This is a genomic window from Thermaerobacter sp. PB12/4term, from assembly GCF_003403315.2.
Classification (GTDB): domain Bacteria; phylum Bacillota; class Sulfobacillia; order Thermaerobacterales; family Thermaerobacteraceae; genus Thermaerobacter.
On record NZ_CP048407.1, the window covers coordinates 602598 to 622008 of the forward strand.

A 19411-nucleotide genomic window follows, 5' to 3' on the forward strand; every position below is an offset into this window, starting at 1 on the left:
CCGAGGGATGTCCGCGGCGGCCCGGCCGGAGGGAGCGGCCGGTCGTTCGGGTGCGCCGGCCCCCGGCCCGGGAGGGGTGCAGCCACCCGGCCGGCCGGTTCGACCGACCGGCCGGTCGGGGCGGGTGCCCACCGTTGGGTGCGGAGGTGGTTGTGGTGGCGGTGGGTGGTTGACGCCGTTCCCCCAGAACGGTTCACTAAGCGGATTCGGCGGGGTGACCGGCCTTATGAGGGTCGGGCGGGCGGCGGTTGTGATGCCGGGCAGGCGGTGGCTGGGAGACCCAAGGGCAGGTGGGCGAGGGCGGGCGGGAGAGGGGGTGGGGTGCGGGGCCGGCGGTGGACGCCCGGGGGGCGATGGGTGCGGGTGCCTCCGGCCCAAATGGAGGGGAGACCGGGCTCTGACTGCCCCTGCTGCCCTTACCGCATGGGGGATGGGGCCAGGCCGGTGTAGGCGGCTACCGCGGCGGCGACCTGGCGGGCGGCGCCCAGGGCCAGGGACAGGCCCTCCAGCCCCAGCCCGGCAAGGACGAAGAGCCCCTCGGCCCCGCCCAGGGGGGCCACGGGGCCGGCAAAGGGCAGGCCGCCGGGACCCCGCAGGTCGATCAGGGTCCGGGTGCGGTCCAGTTCCGCCTCGCCGGGCAGGTCGAAGCGGGTCACCAGATCGTCCACCAGGGCCACCAGCTGGTCGAAGGAGGGGGGCGCCCAGTCGCCTTCCAGGCGGGCAGCGGCCAGGAGGGTGCGGGGCTCGGGACCCAGGGCGAACTGCCAGATGAGGGAGCGCCGGGTGTACACGGCGGGCTCGGCCCGGCTGCCCTCCGGCAGCCGGAAGGGGATCACCACGTCTTTCACCCGGACGAACCGGCTGGCGAACCCGCCAGGCAGGCCGTCCATGGCCAGGCTGTCCGGCCGCGGGCCGGGCGCCAGCACCAGGGCGGCGGCTGGGATGGCTTCCCAGGGGCCGCCGGGCCGTTGGATCCGCACCCCCACCACCCGGTCGCCCCGGAGGACCGGTTCCACCACCCGGGTGCGGGTGAGCAGCTGCAGGCCGCTGCGCCGGGCCAGCAGCAGCATGGCGTCGAGGAACAGGAGGTGGTCCAGGAAGGCGGCGCGATCCGGCCGCCCGTCCAGGGCGGCGAAGGTCAGGCGGATGGGGGAGCGGGGGTGGTGGTGCTGGGCCAGGGCGAAATCCCAGGTGGCGCGGGCCCACCCGTCCAGCAGGGGATGACCCGCCACTGCCTTCAGTACCCCCACGGCCGTGCGGGTTTCGCCCAGGCCCGGGAACTCGCCGTCGTCGACCAGCAGCACGGGCCCATGGGGCTGCAGGGCGAAGGCCACTGCCGTCCCGGCGATGCCGCCGCCGGCCACCACCACGGGTGCGCGCCCGCCCGCCGGCCGGCGGTTCGTGTCCGGCTCCTGGGGTGATGGGATCGTCGCTTCCTGGGCAGGGGCCGGTGGCGTCCCCGGCGGGATCCGAAGCGGCCCTGTGACCGGCCGTGGGACCGGCTCTGGAACCGGACCTGTAACCGGCCCAGCCACGGGCTCTGTAGTCGGTTCTGTCACCGGCTCTGTAGCCGGCTCTGTCACGGGCTCTAAGGCCGGCGCCGGGGCTGCCGGCCGGTGGAACGGGGCGTCCTGGTCCGGAGTCCTGGCCAAAGGAAACGGCTCCTTTCTAGAACGTCGCCTCCCGCCGTGAGAGGCGGTTCTGCAGCAAGGAGGGGCGCCCCCGCGGCGGGGCACGTTGGCTAACGGGGAGGGACGCCCCTGCGCGGGGGACGGCCGCCCTGGGCTGGGGGGCCGCCCTCCCTCAGGAGGGGCGAGCCCGTCATCCGGAGCCGCCCGGGGAGCCGCAGCCGCCCTGGGGGCCCTTGAGGGCCGCCGTCGCTGCCTCAGGGGCCGCCGCACTCAGCCGGGGGCGGGCCCGCGGGCACCGCCGGCGCCTGTTCCAGGGAGGCGAGGAACCGCGCCGCCCAGCCGTGCACGTCCAGGGCGGCCACCCGCTCCTTCAACGCGGCCCGCCGCGCCTCCCAGGCCCGCCGGCCACGCCCCTCCGCCAGCGACGCCAGGATGCCGTGCAGGGTCTCGGCCAGCCCGTCGACGTCATAGGGATTGACCCGAAGGGCCTCGGGCAATACCGCCGCCGCCCCGGCCAGGTTCGACAGCACCAGTACCCCATTCTCCGTCACCCAGGCGTACTCCTGGGCCACCAGGTTCATGCCGTCCCGCAGGGGCGTGACCAGGGCGGCGTCGGCGGCCAGGTAGAAGGCAGCCAGCTCCTGGGGCGGGAAGGCCCGGTAGAGGTAGCGGACGGGAAGCCACCCGTCCTGCATGAAGGCCCCGTTGATCCGGCCCACCTGCTCGTCGACCCGCCGCTTCAGCTGGCGGTAGGACTCCAGGCGCGTCCGACTAGGCACGGCGATCTGGTACAGGGTGGCCTGGCCTCGCCACTGGGGGTGCTGCTCCAGCAGCCGCTCCCAGGCCGCCAGGCGTTCCGGAATGCCCTTGGTGTAATCCAGCCGGTCGACCCCCAACAGGACGAACCGGCCGCCGGCGGCACGGCGCAGGCGGGCGGCCCGCTCGCGGATGCGGGGCTCGGCGGCCCACCGGCGGAACCGGGCGGTGTCGATGCCGATGGGGTGGGCTTCCACCCGTACGGCCCGCCCCTGCCAGAGCACCCGCTGGCCCCGCACCACGGCACCGGGCAGCAGGCGGCACGTGGCGAGGAAGTTGTCCACGTATTCCGCGGTGTGAAGGCCGACCAGGTCGGCGCCCAGCACGCCGGCCAGCAGCTCCTCCAGCCAGGGCAAGACCTGCCAGACCTCGGGCGGCGGCCAGGGGATGTGCCAGAAGAAGCCGATGCGGCCCTGGGGCCGGGCAGCCCGCAGCAGGGCGGGGACCAGCATCAGGTGGTAGTCCTGCACCCAGACGGGGACATGGGGATCGTCCCACAGGGAGAGCACGGCCTCGGCGAAACGGCGGTTGGTCGACCGGTAGGCGCTGAGGAAGTCGCGGCGGATCTCTACCCGGTCCAGCAGGTAGTGGGCCAGGGGCCACAGGGTGCGGTTGGCCATGCCGTGGTACGAGCCGGCCACGTCCCGCGGCGGCAGGAAGAGCCGGTGCACGGCGAAGCGGGGTGCCGCGGGAGGATAGTAGAGAAGGGGCAGGGAGCCGGCGTCCTTCTCACCCCAGGCGACCCAGGCCCCGCCCCGCCGCTCCAGGACGGGGAGGAGGGCCGTGGCCAGGCCCCCTACGGCCGGGACCCAGCTATTGCCCTCCCGCCGGAGGGGCTCGCGGTTCGCCACCACCACCAGGGACACCGCCACCACCTCCTCGGGATTCCGGGCCGGCTGCCCTCTGGCGGGTTCAGCTGCCCCGGGACGCGGGCTCGTCCTGGCCTGCGCCCGGTACTTGCCGGCCTGGGACCCGGGCCGGGGCGGGCCGCCCTCCCTGGCCGCCTCCTCCCGCCCTGGGATCCCGGCCGCCCCCGGCGGGCCCGCCCCATTGTTCGAGCAGCTGCCGGGCGTCCCGGTAGCCGATGTCTTCGGTGACGATTCGGGCCAGCTGTTCCCGCGCGCGGCGCAGATCGCCCAGGTCGCGGTAGGCCAGGGCCAGCTGGTAGCGGATCGCCTTCAGTGCCTCAGGGTCGCGCCGGAAGCGCGTCGCGGTCCGCAGGGTGGCCACCGCCAGGTCAGGGTGGCCGGCTTCCCGGAAGGCCTGGCCCATGATCGCCACCGCCCATAGATAGAGGGCATCGTCCCGGGGGATGTCCTGCAAGAGGGCCACGGCCTGGTGCAGGGTGTCGCTGGCCCCGGCGCCGGGGGACGAACCGGCCGAGCCGCTACCGGCGGCCCCGCGCCCCCGGTGCCCTTCCACCAGGATCAGGGCCTTGAGCAGCCGGGCGGCATGATACCCCGGGTTCAGGGCCAGGGCGCCCTCCAGCTGGGCCACGGCTTCCCCATGCCGGCCGGTGTGTGCCAGCAGGTACGCCTGCAACAGGTCGACGCCCGGTGCCGACGGCAGCTCCACCCGCAAGGGCCAGGGCCGGAACTCCACCTCCCAGGCGGTGCGGGTGCGCCCGGCCAGCCGGCCCAGGGTATCGGGGCAGGTATCGATCCGCAGCAGGGCGCCGGCGGCCTCGGCCTCCTGCCCGGCCTGCCAGAGGCTGAGCCCCCAGAGCAGCCACAGGTCGGCCTCCTCGGGATGCCGGGACAGCAGGGGTTCCAACAGCCGCCGGCCTTCTTCCCAGCGCCCGGCCTGGCAGGCTGCGGCGGCCTGCTGCCAGGTGCGCACCAGCTGCCTATCCCTCCAGGACAAGAACAGCGCAGCAGCCAGGGTGCCAAGGGCCAGCGGCCAGAGCCACGGCACGCCGGTGGCCACCAGGAGCAGCACCAGGCCAAGGCAGCCCAGGGCGCCGGCGGCCGGCCCGCCGTCCAGCCGGCCGTCGGGGAACGACCGCACGGCCGTGGCGGGAGCGGCCTGTTCCTCCTCCCGGTGGCGGCGGCCCCGGCGCCGGGCCGGGGGAACCAGGGTCTTGCGGTAATAGATCCCGCCGGTGCCGGCGTGGAGGTAAGCTCCTCGGGGGCCGACGCCGATGCGGGCGCCCCGGGTGCCCACCGACAGCCCCAGGCCGGAGCGGGACAGGTTGAGCCGCACTCCGGGGGCCAGGCGGAAGCTCTTGCGCAGGTACCAGCCCATGACCCAGGCCGCGCTCCTTCCTCACGGGAGCCTCACGGGAGGCTGCTCCCGTCACCCTCATCCCCTTCGCCCCGGGGTCCGAGGGCTCCTGGTTCTCCGGCCCGGGCCCCGGCGGTCCCCGGGCCGGGCGCCTGCGGGCCCGCCTTCCCGCCGCGCCTGCTGGGCCGCCGGTCTGCGCCGCCGGGTGAAGCCGGGCCCCGGCCGTCCGGTTGCCCGCCCGCCGCGTTGCGTGCCGGGGTTCCGGTGCCTGCCAGTCGCGCGTCGCCCGTTTCAGCCGGTGCGGGGCACCTGCCAGCGCCGGGCCAGTCCCTGGGACAGCCGGTCCATCACGATGGCCAGGGCCACGATGGTGAAGCCCGATTCGAACCCCGCGCCGGGGTCGACCCGCTGGATGGCCCGCATCACGGCCTCGCCCACGCCCCCTGCGCCGACCATGCTGGCGATCACCACCATGGCCAGGGCCATCATGGTGGTCTGGTTGATCCCGGCCATGATGCTGGGCAGGGCCAGGGGCAGCCGGACCTGGGCCAGCAGCTGCCAGCGGGTGGCGCCGAAGGCCCGGGCCGCTTCCTGCACGTCGGCGGGTACCTGCCGGATACCCAGGTCGACCAGCCGCGCCACGGGCGGCAGGGCGTAGACCACCGTGGCCAGCGTCCCGGGGACCGGTCCCAGGGCTTGAAACAGCATCATCACCGGGATCAGGTACACGAAGCTGGGCATGGTCTGCATGGCGTCCAGGACGGGAATCACCAGGGCGTGGACCCGGCGCGACTCGGCCATGGCGATGCCCAGGGGCAGGCCGATGGCCACCGCCAGCACCACGGCCACGATCACCATGGCCAGGGTCTCGATGGCCGCCTCCCAGTAGCCGAAGGCGCCGATGGCCAGCATCAGGGCCGCCAGGGTGAGGGCGGTCAGGGGCCGCCGGGTGATGGCCCAGCCGGCCAGCAGCACCCCGCCGATCCATACCCACCAGGGCACGGCCAGAAGGCCGGCTTCGATGGTGTTCAGCGAGCGGGTGATGGCCACGGAGATGCCGTGGAAGAACCCGCCACCGCGGTCCACCAGCCAGGCCAGGCCGTGCTGGATCCACGGCGCCACGTGGAATTCCAGCGCTTCAGGGAACAAGGTCCGATCCCCCCCGGCCCGGACCCCAGCCGGCCTTTCCTGCCTCCAGGGTGGGCGAGAGAAGGGTCTCCGTCAGGGGTTCCGCCAGCCCGCCCGCGGCCGGTTCGGCTGCCACGGCCCGGAAGGATTCCCCGGCGGCCCACCGCGGCTCGCCGGCGGTCGCGGGAAGGGTATCCGGCACGGCGGCCCGCAGGGGTCCCGCCGCCAGGGCGGCCGCCTCCCGCACGTCCCGGACGAACCGGCGGACGTAGTCGTCGGCAGGATCCTGGATGATCTCTCGCGGCCTCCCGACCTGGACGATGCGCCCCGCCCGCATGATGGCCAGCCGGTCGCCCAGGCGCAGGGCTTCCTGCAGGTCGTGGGTGATGAAGACGATGGTCTTGTGAAGCTCCTCCTGCAGGCGCAGCAGCTCGTCCTGCAGCTCCCGCCGGATCAGGGGGTCCAGGCCGCTGAACGGTTCGTCCATCAGAAGCAGGTCGGCGTCCCGGGCCAGGGCGCGGGCGATGCCCACCCGCTGGCGCATGCCGCCCGACAGGGCTGCCGGGTAGCGGCCGGCCCACTTCTCCAGGCCCACCCGGGCCAGGGCTTCCCGGGCCCGCTCCACCTGCACCGGCCGGGGCTCGCCCCGCAGGCGCAGGCCGAAGGCCACGTTCTCCAGCACCGTACGGTGGGGGAGCAGGCCGTAGTGCTGGAAGACCATGGCCACCCGGGTGCGGCGGAAGGCCGTAAGCTGGCGGGCGTCCATGGCGGTGACGTCCTCGCCGTCGAAGAGGATGCGGCCCGCCGTGGGCTCGACCAGGCGGAGCAGGCAGCGGACCAGGGTCGACTTCCCGCTGCCGGAGAGACCCATCACCACGAAGATCTCGCCGCGCCGGACGCGAAAGCTGGCTTCCCGCACGGCCACCACCGCGCCCCGCGCCTCCGCCCGGGCCACGGCCTCGGGATCATGGACATCGATGCCCTTGTCCCGGCGGGTGAAGATCTTCCAGAGGTCCTGGACGGCCAGCAGCACGGGGCCCGGGGTGGCGGCTTCATCCCGGCCCGGGCGGCCGCGGCCCCGGTGGCCGGTGCTGGCGTCGGGGCGGGCCGGTCCGGGCCCCCGGCCTCCCAGCGCGGCGTCGGAGCGGGAGGGCTCCGGTTCGCGGCTGCCGGACCCGCCGCCCGGGCGGGATGGGGCCGGCCCCCGGCCGCCGGGCCCGCCGCCCGCCCGGCCCGTTCCTCCGGTCGGAGATGCCGTCACGTCAGTTCACCTCCTCCAGGGCCTGCTTCACCCGCTGGCGCACCTCCGCGGGCACCCACTGTTCCCAGTCGTGATAGGTCTTGAGGAACCAGTGGGCCGCGCCGGCGGGGTCGCCGCCCTGTTCTTCCAAGTAGGCCAGGGCCGCCGCCGTCTGGTCCAGGGTGGTCTCGTACTTCTTGAGGAACTCGACGACGTCCGGCGCCATGTCCTGCAGGCGGCTGTTGGCCGCCACCAGGACCTGGCTGGGCGGGTAGGCACAGGCCTTGCCGGAGTCCCAGCACTCCTCGCTGTAGGCCGGTTCTTCCAGCCGGATCAGCTCGTACTTGCCGGTGATCCAGGTGGGCTCCCAGTAGTAGCCCACCCACGGCTTGCCCTGCCGGTAGGCGGTGGTGATGGACGTGTTGAGACCCGCTTCCGAACCGGGGTTGAAGGCGGTGAAGTGGTCGTCCAGGCCGTAGCCCTTGAGCTTCTGGGCGTTGATGTCCGAGCAGACCCAGCCCGTCGGGCAGTTGTAGAACCGGCCCTTGCCGGGCTCGGAGGGATCCTCGAAGAGCTGCCAGTAGCGCTCCAGCTCCTGCACCGAGCGCAGATCCGGGGCCATGGGCTCGATGCCGCGCTCGGGGTCGCCTTTGATGACATACGCGGGCACGTACCAGCCCTGGGGGGACTCGGGGTAGTTCTGGCCCAGGTCCAGCACCTTGCCCGAATCCAGGGCCTTCTGCCAGGCTTCCCGGATGTTGTCCGGCCACATCTCCATGGTGATGTGGACGCTGCCGTCCTGCAGGCCCTGGAGGATCGGGATGGTGTCGCCAAACTTGTAGTCCACGGGGTAGCCGTAGCCGTGCTCGATGATGAAGCCCGCGATGCGGTTGTGCACCTGCACGCTGTCCCAGCTGAAGTCGCCGAAGACCAGGGTGGGCTTGTCGCCGGCAGCGGCGCCCCCGCCGTTGCCGTCCCCGGCGGCCGGTGGGGCGTCACCGGTGTTGCCGCTGCCGCGGGCGCCGTTGCCGCACGCTGCAGTGAAGAGAAGCAGGACCAGGGTCAACAGGGACAGGGCCCACGTTCGGACCCGCGGGGCGCGCCGGCGGCCGTCCGCCGCCCGCCATGCCGCGGTTTTCACGCAACGACCTCCCTCCGCGGCAGGCCGCGGGGACGCGGGGGAAGGAACACGACGGGTGTTTCCGGGGTGGTGGAACCCCGCCGCAAGGGGGAAAGAGCAGGCAGGAAGTGGCGTGCATGCCAACGCCCGCGTGCCTACGGGGTTAGCTGGCGGGCTCGGGCCGGGCTGCCCTATCCCGGAGTCGCCGCGGTGGCCCGCGCGGTGGACCCTACCGCCCGCCGCCTGGCGCCGTTCAGCCGGCGCCGTGCAGCTTGGGCAGGGGTTCCAACGCTGGCCGGGCCGCGGCGGCCGGGAATTCGCCCCAAAGACGGTTCCCCCGCGCCCCCGGAGGGGGCTTCGGCCTGCCAGATTGGATTTGTATCCCCAATATTATAAGAATGCTGCGGTCTTGTGCAAGGTGAAAAATGGTATTCAAAGTGTCCGAGGCGTCGCCTCCACTGCGCCGCGGACCTGCGGCGGGCCCGCCTGGAGACGGGCGAGAGCAAGCTCGGCGGTGGCGGGGGCGGGGGCAGGCCCGCCGGAGGTGGGGCCTGGAGCAGGTTCGGCCGGGGCAGGGGCAGGCCGGCGGAAGCGGAGGCGGGACAGGCCCGGCGGAGGTGGGGGCGCAATCAGGCTCGGCAGCGGCGGGGGCGGGAGCAAGCTCGCCGGGGGCGGTCTGTTCCGCGCCGCCTGGCAGGAACTGGCTTGGTCGCCCCGAATTGTTCTTGCACCTCTTGTACGTCTTGAGGTGGACGACCCCCCGCATCGTCCCCCAGCCCAGCGAGGCCGGGCGGGCGGGTCGGGCCCCATACCGTCCCCGGGAGGGATGTGCATGGAGCGGTGGAGGCGTTACGTGCCCGCGTTGCTGGCAGGGCTCCTGATCCTGGCCCTGGCCGGCAACGTGGCGGCAGGGGTCGCGGCGGATCCCCGTCACGACTTCACGGAGGAGGGCGGGCAGCCGGCGGTTGGCGGCACGGGGTACGCCATCGTGGAGCTGGTCGACCCGCCGGCCGCTTCGTATACGGGCGGCATCGGCAAGCTGAAGGCCACCAAGCCTGCCCCGGGCAAGAAGCTGGACGCCAACAGCCGGGATGTGCAGGCGTATGTGCAATACCTGCGCGACCGGCACGAGCAGATCAAGGCGGCGATGCGGTCGGCCGCCCCCAAGGCCCGGGTGGTGCGGGAGTTCTTCCTGACGGGCAACGCCCTGGTGGTGGAGCTGAACGGCCACAATCCGGGCCAGCTGGCGGGGATCCGGGGCGTCAAGCGGGTGAGCGAGAGCTGGCTCTACCGGCCCGCCATGAACGTCAGCGCCGGGTTGATCGGGGCCGGTGCCCTCTGGACCAAGCTGGGCGACGGCCAGATGGACCAGGGCCGGGACCGCGCGGGCGAGGGCATCAAGGTGGGGGTCATCGACTCGGGGATCGACCGGACCCCTTCTTCCGGTGCAAGGACTACGACGGCGACGGGGACGTGGACGAGAAGGACATCCCGTCGAAGGTGTACGCCAGCGGCGTGGCGGGCGATCCCTCCCAGGTGCTGGTGAGCGACCACGGCACCCACGTGGCCGGGACCATCGCCGGCTGCGTGACGACCCTGCAGGAGGGACCTGTTCGGGACACCTTGAGCGGCATCGCACCGGCGGCCCGATTGTACGACTACAACGTGTTCCCCGGCTTCGGGGCCGGCTGGGTGGCCTACGGGGGCTCGGCCTTCAGCCACGACATCGCGGCCGCCCTGGAAGATGCGGTGCGGGACGGCATCGACGTGGTCAACATGAGCCTGGGCGGCGGCGTCCAGGGGCCCCACGACTACCTGGCCGAGGCGGTCAACGCGGCTGTGGACGCCGGCGTGGTGGTGGTGGTGGCGGCCGGCAACTCGGGGCCGGGCGACATGACGGTGGAATCGCCCGGCAGCGCCGCGCGGGCCATCACCGTGGGGGCGACCACCAACGCCCATTACATCGGCATCCCGGTCAGCGCCGGGGGGCGTGACTTCGGCGCCGCCACGGGCGACTTCGCCCCCTTCGGCAGGGTGACCTCGCCCTACGCACCGGCCCGGGACGGCTCGGCACGGCCCGAGGAAGCCTGCTACCCGCTGGTGAACGGGGCGGAGGTGCGGGGCAAGATCGCCCTCGTGAAGCGCGGCAGCTGCACCTTCACCACCAAGGTGCGCAATGCCGAAGCCGCCGGTGCCACGGGGGTGCTGATCATCAACAACGTGGCGGGTGATCCCGTCGCCCCGGGGAGCGACGGGACGGCGCCGGCGCCCACCATCCCTGCCGCTATGGTGTCGATGACCGACGGCCAGTTCCTGATCGACCTGCTGGCTGCCGATCCCCAGGCCACGGTGACCATCGACGGGACGGTGGAGACGGAGATCCGCACCGGCTCTGGCGACATCCTGGCCGGGTTCTCGTCCCGTGGTCCCACGCCCTACACCTATCTGATCAAGCCCGATGTCACTGCGCCCGGGGTCAACATCTACTCGTCGGTCTTCCACGGCCAGTGGGCCATGTTCCAGGGGACCAGCATGGCGACGCCCCATGTGGCGGGTGCGGCCGCTCTGCTGCTCCAGCTGCACCCCGGCTGGTCGCCGGCCGACGTCAAGTCGGCCCTGGTCAACACGGCCGCCCGCGTGGTCAAGGACCCGGTGAAGGGCACGTATGATCCCGGCGTGCTGGCCCGCGGGGGCGGGCGGATCGATCTGGCCCGGGCCGATGCCACGCCGCTCACCCTGGACCCGGTCAGCGTGAGCTTCGGCTACTTCAACGGCAACGCGCCGGTCAGCGGCCGCCAGGACATCACCCTGCACAACGTCAGCAGCTCCACCCAGACCTGCACGGTCACGGTGGTGCGGGATGCGGCCGACCCGGCCGTCACCGTGTCGGCGGAGCAGGTCACCCTGGCGGCGGGCGCCACCGCGACCCTGACGGTGACCATGGACGGTGGCCGCAGCGACCGGCTGCCCAGTGGCGACTATGACGGCGAGCTGGTCCTGGACTGCGGCGGCAAGGTGCTGCGGGCACCCTGGTGGCTGCGGGTGAACCGTGAGGCCAAGCCGTAAGGACCGTGACGGCCGCCAGGGCCGTGAAGGCGGCGGATAAGCGCTCGGGACGGGGGCGGCACCCGGGAGGGCACCCGGGTGGCCGCCGCGAAGGCCTGAGGCTGAGGAGCAAGGAGGCGCCCAATGGGCGCCTCCTTGCTTTCCTGGGTGGCCGGCACGGGCCGGCCGGTTCTTCCGTCGTGGGGGGCCGCCAGCACTGGGTTGTGGGGTCCCGGCCGGTTCCTGCCGGGAGAGGTGAGACCAGGGTCCGAGGCCGGGGCCAGGGACGGGCCTTCAGGAATCGCCCTGGGCGCTGGCCGACTCCCCGCCCTTCCGGCCGGCGGGGCCGGGCCAGTAGACCCAGAAGGTCTCTTCGGTGAAGAGCCGGGCGAAGCGCCGGGCCATCTCCGGGTCCTGTTCCATGCGCTCCTCCCAGCCGTAGGTCTGGGAGCAGTGGGCCCGGAAGGCCGCCTCCTTCTGGGGCCGGACCGCCTCCACCGGGACGGTGACCAGGGGTAGGCCGGGGTCGGCATCGCGCACCGGGCCGCGCACGCACAGCAGTCGCGGCCGTTGGGCCGGGGGGATGCCCATGACGGCCTCCACGGTGGCGGCGCCGGTGGCGTTGTGGTCGGGGTGCCCGCCCAGCTCGGGGTGGAAGGTGATGACGGTGGTCGCGCCCGTTTCCTCGAGAATCCCCCGAATCCGGGCGGCCAGCTGGCTGCGGTCCTGAAACTCCACGGTCTTGTCCCAGACCCCCAGGACCCGGACGTCGCCGACGCCCACGGCGGCCATGGCCTGCCGCAGCTCGCCGATGCGCAGGGGCCCCAGCCCTTCCCGCGTGGCCAGGGGCGGCTGGCCGACCCGGCGGCCCATCTGCCCGGCGGTGACCGAGACCATGGTCACGGGGATGCGCTGCCTCACGGCCAGGGCCATGGTGCCCGCGGCACCGAAGGACTCGTCGTCAGGATGGGCCAGGACCACCACCAGATGCCGGTCCCAGGGGGCCGGGACCGGTTCGGGCACCGGTTCGGCCGGCGGGCCGGCGGCGATGGTGGCACCGCCATCCCTTGCAGACGGTGCCTCCGGTGCGCTCCGGCCCGCAGGGACGGTGCGGCCCGCCGGCACCCCCTCCGGGGCGGTAGGGGAAGCCGGTTCCACCGCCCCTTCACCGGCGGGGACGGCACTGGCGGGGACGGCATCCCCGGGGGTGGCCAGGGGGAACGGGCTCCGGCTCAGTTCCAGGACCACCGTCAGCCGTCCCTCGTCGTCGTGCCCCTCCAGGATCAGCCGCCCCGGTTCTTCCTGCCAGTGGGTCAGCCCCTCGGCGTAGACCCACCCGCCGTCCACCCGCAGCCCGGCCCGGAAGGGGCCGGCGCCGCGCAGAGCGGCGTCCTCCAGCTTGACCTGCACGTTGCGGGCGAAGGCACCGAATCCGCCCCGGGTGTAGGCCCCGTGGGTCGTCTCCAGGTGCAGGTAGACCGGTGCTCCCACAAAAGCTTGCAAAGCCCGCTGGACGCGGGCCGGTTCGATGGCTTCCATCGCTGCGCCTCCTGGCGTGGTGTGCGCTGGTGTGCGGCCGGCGAGCGTGCACCACCGGCCGGCTTGCGAACCCGTTGCAAACCGCCAAGACATGAATGCAGTTTAATGCAGTTTAACCCTTCGCCAGAAGGCGCGCCTCTCCCTGCGCAGCGGGGCCGGGCACCAGGTCCACCGGGGCGCGGCGGCCCACGGCCACCACGGCCGCCACCGCGAGGGCCGCCAGCACCGTGATGCCGCCCACCGGCTCACCCAGGCCCACCCTGGCGGCCAGCAGGGTCAGGAAGGGCTGCAGCAGCTGGAGCTGGCTGGTGCGGGCCACGCCGGCCAGGGCCATGGCCCGGTACCACAGGACGAACCCGGCCAGCTGGGTCACCCCGGTGATGTACATCCACGCCAGCCAGGCCAGCACCACCTTGTCCAAGGGCACCGGTGCGGGGGAAGGGAGGGCCCCGCCGGCGGCGCCCGCAGCCGGACCTGCGGGCGCCACCGGTCCTGGCACCGGTCCTGCTGGCGGCCCGGCCACCGGCCCGGCAGCGCCGGCGGCGCCGGGGAGGGCAGTCATGGCGGCCGTGGCGGCCAGGGTGACGGGCAGGGCCACCCACAACCCCCAGGCGATGGGGAGGAACCACTATGGCGGCGGGCCAGGCGGCCGCCTGCGGCGTGGCCGGCGGCCGCCGCCACGATGGCCGCCAGCATCCAGAGGTCGGCCGGCCGGGGCTTGCCGGCGCCCATGTAGACCGCAAATCCGGTGACCACCCCACTGCCCGCCAGCGCGGCCATCCAGAAGCGGCCCGACGGGCGCTCCCCGGCCCGCCACGTGGCGAAGCCCGAGGTTAGCAGCGGGAGCAGGCCCAGGAGCACGGCGCCGTGGGCGGACGGAAGGCGGGTCAGGGCCAGGGTGGAAAACCACGGAAATACGGTGACGGTGCCGAAGGCCACCAGCAGCACCCCCGGCCAGTCGTCCCGGGGCGGCCACACCGGCCCGCAGGGTCTCCGGCCGCCGGGGCACCGCCGGGCCGCCCCGGGATTCGGGGTGTTCCGGGCCTTCCGCCGGTTGCGGGGACTCCGGCCCGTCAGGATCCCGGCCGCCAGGGCGGCCAGCACCGCGGCGCCCGCGGCCCGGCCGGGTCCCACCAGCCCCGGCGGCAGGACCTCGAGAGCCAGCCGGGTGGCGGGCAGCGTCAGGCTGAAGAGGGCGACGGCCAGAAGGCCGAGGGTTGCTCCCAGCAGGCCCTGGCGCGAGTCCGGCTGCCGGGGCGGATGGCCGGTCGTGGGGGCGGTAGTCGAGGCCGCGGGCACGGGATCTTCACCCTTCGCGCGGCCGGGGTGCCGGCCGCTACCGCACCATACGCCGGGGCGGCCCGGATGGTGCTGCCACGCCTGCCGTGGCGGCGGGGACGCCCGAAGCGGTGCGGCCTGCGTTCCCCGGTCCGGGCGGCATGGCGCCCCTTAGCCAAGCGCCCGCAGGTCCCGGACCACGCCGTCCAGGGTCCGGGCGGTGGCGGGGTCGAGCGCCGCCAGGGCCTGCGCCTCCACCTCCATGGCGCTGAGATAGAGCCGGGCCTGCAACGCCTTCCGAGCCTGGCTGCGGGCCGCGCGGGCCAGGGTCAGGGCCCGCCGGTACCGGCCGGTCGCCAGTTCCAGGGAGGCCAGGTCCGTCAGGGCGCTGGCGATCCCGTCGGTCCGCCCCGCCCGCCGGTAAGCCCGCAGGCAGTCGAGCAGCCGCCGGCGGCCTGCCCGGAAGGCCCCTTGCCGGATCTGCACCAGGGCCAGGTCGTGGTGGGCCAGGAGGAGCCGTTCGGGGTCCCGTCCCCGGTACAAGCGGATGGCCCGTTCCAGGTGGTAGGCGGCCAGATCCAGCCGGCCCAGGGCACAGCAGCAGCAGCCGAGACCGTGATGGCAAGCCGCCACCAGGCTGCGCGGCAGGCCCCGCACCGGTACCGGCACCGGAAGCGCCACCGGCGGCGGGGCGGTCCGTGCAGGAGGGCCGGCCGGGCCGGTCCAGTCCGGCGGGGCGGCGGGCTCCACGGCACACCCGGCGGAAGCCGCGGTTGCGCTCGCCGGCCCGGTTCCTCCGGCACCGGCCAGCCCCCCGGGCAGGCCCACGGCGTAGGCAGCGGCAGCCTCCTCGTACGCCCCCTGGCGGAACAGGGTGCTGCCAAGGGCCACGTGGGCACGGACCCGGTCGGCCGGGCGGGTGGCCGCCGCCGCGGCCAGCCGGAAGGCCTCCGCGGCCACGGCCAGTTCCTCCCGCTGGAAGGCCAGCTTGCCCCGGGTGTAGTGGAGACGGAAGGCCGTCCCGGGCGGGCAGCGGTCCAGGGGGACGCGGGGCAGCAGCTGGAGGGCGGCAAACAGGTGCTGGCTGGCGTCGTCCGGTCGATTCCCGGAGGCCAGGGCGTAGGCCAGCTCCACGTGCACCGCCAGAAGGAGTGGCGAGTCGTCCTCGTGCTGGAGCAGTTCGAGGGCCAGGCGATAGGACTCCACGGCCTCGGCGTACCGCCGGCGGCCGGCATACCGGCGGGCCCGCCGGACGTAGTCATGGATCACCCGGCTGCGGGTGAAGGCGTCTTCATCGCCCAGGAAGTAGGCCACGGGTTTGCCGAGACGGCCGGCCAGAAGCTGCAGGGTCGGCAGCGGCGGCACCACCTCGTTGGCCTCGATGCGGCTGATGTACGAGCGGTCAAAGAGTCCGGCGGCCAGCTGTTCCTGGGTCATGCCCAGCTCGCGGCGCCGGGCACGGATGCGGTCGCCGATCATGGGCGGCCCTCCCTTCGCGATGCGGCGGCGGCCCGGATCGCGCCGTGCAGCCCGTGGCGTTCACGCCCGTGAGGGGCCGGCACGCCGTGGACAGGCGGCCCTGCCTCATCCTGGACATCGATACTCCCACCGTGGCCGGAGGGTGAGGACATGATCAGGGTTCGGTGGCTGGCGGCGGCAACCCTGTTGACATGGCTGACATGGTGGGCGGTGGCCGGAGCCGGCTTGACGGGCCGGGCGGTCGCTGGGGGTGCCGGGTTGGGCGGCCCGGCGGGACCGGTGACCGGGCTCGGGCACGAGTCCCCCGGCGCGGAGCTGCGGGCCGACCTCATGGGGCCCGGCATCCCTGACATGTGGCGGCTGGCCGACCTGATGGGACCCGGGGTTCCGGACATGTGGAGCTAGGTCTGCCCACCCGAAGGCCCCCATGAGCGGCGGCGGTGCGCTGGCACCGCCGCCGCGGCTTTTAGGCCGGCTCCGGCGCGCATCCTAACGGCAGGCAGGAAAACGGAGGGATGCACCATGGCCGGTAAAAGGTTGAACGGGCATAGCCGCCCGGGCGGTGCCGGTCGGGCGGGAGCCGAACCCGGCCGCGCGGCGGCCGGCACCCGCGGCACCGGCAAGGCCGAGGGGGAGGAGGAGCCCGCCGGGGTCCCGGACGGCGGTGAGCGCGAAGCGGTGGCAGCGGGGGGAGGCGGTGCCGGCGGCGCCGTGTGGAATGCGGTGCAGGCGCCGCTGCACGAGATCGTCGACCTGGCCCGGGACCTGGAACGGCATCTGGAAGGCGCCCACGGGGCGCGGGCCCACCGGTTGCGCCAGCTGGCGGAGGAAGTGGTGGCAAGGCTCCGTCCCGGCGAGGAGTGAGATCCGGCAGGGAGAACAGCGGGCGGGAACCGCCGGCCGGAAAAGGCCCAGAGCCGCGCGGGATCCGGCGTTGAACACAGGGGCTTCGGGGCGGCGGGCCTGCCCGGCGGGACCAGGCCGGTTCGGGGCCGGCGCGGGGCCGGAGCCGGGCGGGGCAGGGGCGGTTCAGGGCCGGGGCGGCTCGGGACTGGTGCGGGCGCCGTTCGGGACCGGGGCCGGGGCGGTTCCCCGCCGGCCCTTTGCCTCAGGTCATCCTGCCTTCTGGCAGCGGCTGCAGTAGCCGTACACCTCGAAGGCGTGCCCGAGCACGCGGAAACCGGGGTCCTGGGACGGCACGGCCTGCAGGGTGGCCGTCGGGCACCACTCCACGCAGAAGGAGCGGCCGCAGGCCACGCAGACGAAATGGTGGTGGTGGCGGTCGTCCCCCTGGTACTCGAAGCGGGTGCCGTCCCGTCCCTGCAGGTTGACGGGGCTGATCAAGCCGCAGCGGGTCAGCACGGTCAGGTTGCGGTAGACGGTGTCCACGCTCACCCGGGGGTGGCGGGCGCGAACGGCATCGGTCACCTCCCGGGCCGTGACGGGACGCCCCGCCCGCATCACCGCTTTGAGGATCTCCATCCGCTGGGGCGTCACCTTCAGCCCCCGCTCCCTGAGCCGCTGTACCGCGCGCTGCAGGTTCACTCCGGTTCCCTGCCTTTGCTACCTAAAATGACATGATGGTCAGGCGGCGATCGGTGCCCCTCCGCCGGGTTCACGGGGCAACACCGGCGGGCATGCCGCCGGGGCTGGACTCTGGCCCGGGGAAGGTGGCCATGGCCGCGTGCTGTCCGGAATATTCAGAATAAGCTGATCCTTTCTCCAATCTAACCTGCCACCTTCGTTGTGTCAAAACCGAGGGACAACGGCCTGAGAACATAGGCGGTAGACGCGGGTGGGCCACCGCCGGCCGCCACGGCCGGCGGTCTCGTCCGGTCGCGGCGCACCGTGCCGTGCCCGGCAGCAGGACCAACCCTTGACAGGCTGCCTGGTGCCCATCTATTACTGGATAGGAATATTCCGATTGAGCTGCGGGAAGCACCCGTAGCGGAAGGCAGGTCCAGGACATGCCGGATATGGAGCGGTCCGCGACACCATGCAAAGGCCTCGGCGGGACGAACCCGGGGGCGGGGCCCGGGCGGGGTGCCTCCGCTCGCGGTGCTGCCGCCCGGACCGGTTCGTCCGGACCGGCGCCCGCCGGCGAGGCGGCCCCGGTGGTGGTGGAACTCGAGGCGATCCATTTCGCCTACGGTACGGAACCTGTGCTGGAGAACGTGTCGCTGGTGGTGCGGCGGGGCGAGTTTCTCGGCCTGGTGGGACCCAACGGTTCGGGGAAGACCACCCTCTTGCGCATCCTGCTGGGCCTCCAGGCGCCCACTCGGGGGCGGGTGCGCCTCTTCGGCGAGGACATCGCCGCCTTTCGCCAGTGGTGGCGGGTGGGCTACGTCCCCCAGCGCCCGGCGGCCCTGGCCGGCGGCTTCCCCGCCACGGTGGAGGAAGTGGTGGCCACCGGGCTGGCGGCGGGTGGCCGTGGCCGGGCCGGCTCCGGCAGTAGCCCCGCCGGACCGCCACCGCCCCGCTCCCCCCGGGAGGCCCTGGCCCTGGTGGGGATGGAGCACCTAGCCCACCGGCCCATCGGCCGGCTTTCCGGCGGGCAGCAGCAGCGGGTCTTCCTGGCCCGGGCCCTGGTCAGCCGCCCGGAGCTTCTGGTGCTGGACGAACCCCTGGAGGGGGTGGATGCGGCCACCCAGGAGCGGTTCTACGGTCTGGTGCGGCGGCTGCGGGAGCAGGAGGGGCTGACGGTCATCATGGTGTCCCATGACATCGGCGTCGTCAGTACCGAGGTCAGCACCCTGGCCTGCCTCAACCGGCGCCTGTTCTTCCACGGGGCGCCGGAAAGGCTGGAGCCCGGTGCCATGGCGGAGCTGTACGGCTTCCCGGTGACCACCGTCGACCACCGCCATTAGGCGGGGTGGCTCGAGGCGGCGGCCCGGCCGGCGCTGGAGGCCGGAGGTCCGCTGGAGATCGGCGGCGGGCGGGGCTTCCGGCGGCCCGGCCCGGGTCCGACGCCCCGGGGCGGCGGGTCGGGCGGAAGGGCAGGGGAGTGCCGAACCCAGGAGGAGGTGGCCGGGCTGACCGGCCTGGTGGGGATGGTTCAGAGTCTGGCGGGGATGTTTCAGTACGACTTCATGGTCCGCGCCCTGGTGGCCGGGACCCTGGTGGGCCTGCTGGCGCCGGTGGTCGGGCTCTTCCTTGTGCTGCGGCGCCTCTCGCTGATGGGCGATGCTCTGGCCCACGTGGCCCTGGCGGGGCTGGCCGGGGGACTCTGGCTGGGGGTGTACCCCACCGGCGCGGCCCTGGGCCTGGCGGCCGCGGCCGGCGCGGCCATGGAGGCCTTGCGCGCCCGGTACCGGCGGCACGGCGAGCTGGCAGTGGCCATCACCCTGTCGACGGCGGTCGCCCTGGCGGCCGTGTTCTTCAGCCTGGGAGGGACGGCGGGCCTGGATCTCTTCGCCTACCTGTTCGGCAGCGTGCTGACCGTCGCCCCGGCGGACGTGACGCTGATCGGCGCCCTGACCGTGGTGGTGCTGGCGGTGGTGGCCGCGCTCTACCGGGACCTGCTGGCCGTCACCCTGGACGAGCAACTGGCGCAGGTGGCGGGCCTGCCTGTGGGCGCGCTCAACGCCCTCTTCACCATGATGGCGGCGGCCGGAGTGGCGGCCAGCATGCGGGTGGTGGGCGTGCTGCTGGTCTCGTCCCTGATGGTCCTGCCCGTGGCGGCCAGCCTGCAGGTGGCCCGGAGCTTTCGCGGCGCACTGGGGCTCGCCGTGGTCTTCGCCCAGGCCGCCGTCTGGGTGGGGCTCAGCACGGCCTACTGGATGAACCTGCCCCCCGGCGCCACGGTGGTGCTGGCGGCGGTGGTGGTGCTGCTGGGCACCCTAGTGGCCAGGCGGGTCTGGCCCGAGCTGGGGCCGGCGTGAAGCGGCAGGTTGCGGTGGAAGGGAGCTGGCC

General features: G+C 73.8%; 17 protein-coding genes. 6 read left to right on the forward strand and 11 right to left on the reverse strand.

Annotation, left to right across the window (positions count from 1 at the left end; all coding sequences use genetic code 11):
- Nucleotides 1-416: 416 nt before the first annotated feature.
- The 6 genes from DYI95_RS02495 to DYI95_RS02520 form a co-directional block, all read right to left on the reverse strand.
- The gene (locus tag DYI95_RS02495; protein ID WP_243149812.1) at nt 417-1370 is read right to left on the reverse strand and encodes an FAD-dependent oxidoreductase; all 954 of its coding nucleotides are present in this window, start codon (nt 1368-1370) and stop codon (nt 417-419) included.
- A 515-nt stretch (nt 1371-1885) separates the two neighbouring features.
- Nucleotides 1886-3319 carry a trehalose-6-phosphate synthase gene (locus tag DYI95_RS02500; RefSeq protein WP_243149813.1) on the reverse strand — a complete coding sequence of 478 codons (1434 nt, stop codon included), beginning with the start codon at nt 3317-3319 and terminating at the stop codon, nt 1886-1888.
- Between the two features lie 40 nt (nt 3320-3359).
- Nucleotides 3360-4691: a DUF4236 domain-containing protein gene (locus tag DYI95_RS02505; RefSeq protein WP_116900963.1), complete on the reverse strand. Its 1332-nt coding sequence runs from the start codon at nt 4689-4691 to the stop codon at nt 3360-3362.
- Between the two features lie 270 nt (nt 4692-4961).
- Nucleotides 4962-5819, reverse strand: coding sequence for a proline/glycine betaine ABC transporter permease (locus DYI95_RS02510; RefSeq protein WP_116900962.1), 858 nt, complete (start codon nt 5817-5819; stop codon nt 4962-4964).
- Nucleotides 5809-7059, reverse strand: coding sequence for a glycine betaine/L-proline ABC transporter ATP-binding protein (locus DYI95_RS02515; protein WP_116900961.1), 1251 nt, complete (start codon nt 7057-7059; stop codon nt 5809-5811). Before DYI95_RS02515 ends, DYI95_RS02510 begins: the two co-directional genes overlap by 11 nt.
- A 1-nt stretch (nt 7060) precedes the next feature.
- Nucleotides 7061-8179 carry an ABC transporter substrate-binding protein gene (locus DYI95_RS02520; protein ID WP_116900960.1) on the reverse strand — a complete coding sequence of 373 codons (1119 nt, stop codon included), beginning with the start codon at nt 8177-8179 and terminating at the stop codon, nt 7061-7063.
- Between the two features lie 811 nt (nt 8180-8990).
- On the opposite strand from DYI95_RS02520, the gene DYI95_RS02525 reads away from it, so the two are divergent.
- Together DYI95_RS02525 and DYI95_RS02530 are read left to right on the forward strand one after the other, a co-directional pair.
- Nucleotides 8991-9704: a hypothetical protein gene (locus DYI95_RS02525; protein WP_158556071.1), complete on the forward strand. Its 714-nt coding sequence runs from the start codon at nt 8991-8993 to the stop codon at nt 9702-9704.
- Nucleotides 9632-11224 carry a S8 family serine peptidase gene (locus DYI95_RS02530; protein ID WP_158556070.1) on the forward strand — a complete coding sequence of 531 codons (1593 nt, stop codon included), beginning with the start codon at nt 9632-9634 and terminating at the stop codon, nt 11222-11224. Before DYI95_RS02525 ends, DYI95_RS02530 begins: the two co-directional genes overlap by 73 nt.
- A 273-nt stretch (nt 11225-11497) precedes the next feature.
- On the opposite strand, the gene bshB2 is transcribed toward DYI95_RS02530, so the two are convergent.
- The 4 genes from bshB2 to DYI95_RS02545 form a co-directional block, all read right to left on the reverse strand.
- The gene (gene bshB2, locus DYI95_RS02535; RefSeq protein WP_116900958.1) at nt 11498-12742 is read right to left on the reverse strand and encodes a bacillithiol biosynthesis deacetylase BshB2; all 1245 of its coding nucleotides are present in this window, start codon (nt 12740-12742) and stop codon (nt 11498-11500) included.
- 112 nt (nt 12743-12854) lie between these two features.
- Nucleotides 12855-13340, reverse strand: a complete 486-nt coding sequence (locus DYI95_RS12170; RefSeq protein WP_243149814.1) for an EamA family transporter — start codon at nt 13338-13340, stop codon at nt 12855-12857.
- Nucleotides 13301-14041: an EamA family transporter gene (locus DYI95_RS12175; RefSeq protein WP_243149815.1), complete on the reverse strand. Its 741-nt coding sequence runs from the start codon at nt 14039-14041 to the stop codon at nt 13301-13303. The genes DYI95_RS12170 and DYI95_RS12175 overlap by 40 nt, the downstream gene beginning before the upstream one ends.
- A 150-nt stretch (nt 14042-14191) precedes the next feature.
- On the reverse strand, nt 14192-15499 hold the full coding sequence (locus tag DYI95_RS02545; protein ID WP_116900957.1) for a helix-turn-helix domain-containing protein: 1308 nt from the start codon (nt 15497-15499) through the stop codon (nt 14192-14194).
- Between the two features lie 150 nt (nt 15500-15649).
- Between DYI95_RS02545 and DYI95_RS02550 the strand changes: the two genes are divergently transcribed.
- A complete protein-coding gene (locus DYI95_RS02550; RefSeq protein WP_116900956.1) occupies nt 15650-15904 on the forward strand; it encodes a hypothetical protein in 255 nt (84 codons plus the stop codon).
- 117 nt (nt 15905-16021) lie between these two features.
- Nucleotides 16022-16363 (forward strand): hypothetical protein, encoded by a 342-nt coding sequence (locus DYI95_RS02555; RefSeq protein ID WP_147308126.1) that lies wholly within the window; start codon nt 16022-16024, stop codon nt 16361-16363.
- 249 nt (nt 16364-16612) lie between these two features.
- Here DYI95_RS02555 and DYI95_RS02560 read toward each other — a convergent pair whose 3' ends face one another.
- The gene (locus tag DYI95_RS02560) at nt 16613-17044 is read right to left on the reverse strand and encodes a Fur family transcriptional regulator (protein ID WP_006904281.1); all 432 of its coding nucleotides are present in this window, start codon (nt 17042-17044) and stop codon (nt 16613-16615) included.
- 572 nt (nt 17045-17616) lie between these two features.
- Between DYI95_RS02560 and DYI95_RS02565 the strand changes: the two genes are divergently transcribed.
- Together DYI95_RS02565 and DYI95_RS02570 are read left to right on the forward strand one after the other, a co-directional pair.
- The gene (locus DYI95_RS02565; protein WP_243149816.1) at nt 17617-18366 is read left to right on the forward strand and encodes a metal ABC transporter ATP-binding protein; all 750 of its coding nucleotides are present in this window, start codon (nt 17617-17619) and stop codon (nt 18364-18366) included.
- A gap of 156 nt (nt 18367-18522) precedes the next feature.
- Nucleotides 18523-19380: a metal ABC transporter permease gene (locus DYI95_RS02570; protein WP_116900953.1), complete on the forward strand. Its 858-nt coding sequence runs from the start codon at nt 18523-18525 to the stop codon at nt 19378-19380.
- Nucleotides 19381-19411: the final 31 nt, after the last annotated feature.

Coding starts and splice junctions, on each gene's coding strand:
- bshB2 (WP_116900958.1), bottom strand. CDS start 12,742: ATGGAAGCCATCGAACCGGCCCGCGTCCAGCGGGCTTTGCAAGCTTTT.
- DYI95_RS02550 (WP_116900956.1), top strand. CDS start 15,650: ATGATCAGGGTTCGGTGGCTGGCGGCGGCAACCCTGTTGACATGGCTG.
- DYI95_RS02555 (WP_147308126.1), top strand. CDS start 16,022: ATGGCCGGTAAAAGGTTGAACGGGCATAGCCGCCCGGGCGGTGCCGGT.
- DYI95_RS02505 (WP_116900963.1), bottom strand. CDS start 4,691: ATGGGCTGGTACCTGCGCAAGAGCTTCCGCCTGGCCCCCGGAGTGCGG.
- DYI95_RS02525 (WP_158556071.1), top strand. CDS start 8,991: ATGGAGCGGTGGAGGCGTTACGTGCCCGCGTTGCTGGCAGGGCTCCTG.
- DYI95_RS02545 (WP_116900957.1), bottom strand. CDS start 15,499: ATGATCGGCGACCGCATCCGTGCCCGGCGCCGCGAGCTGGGCATGACC.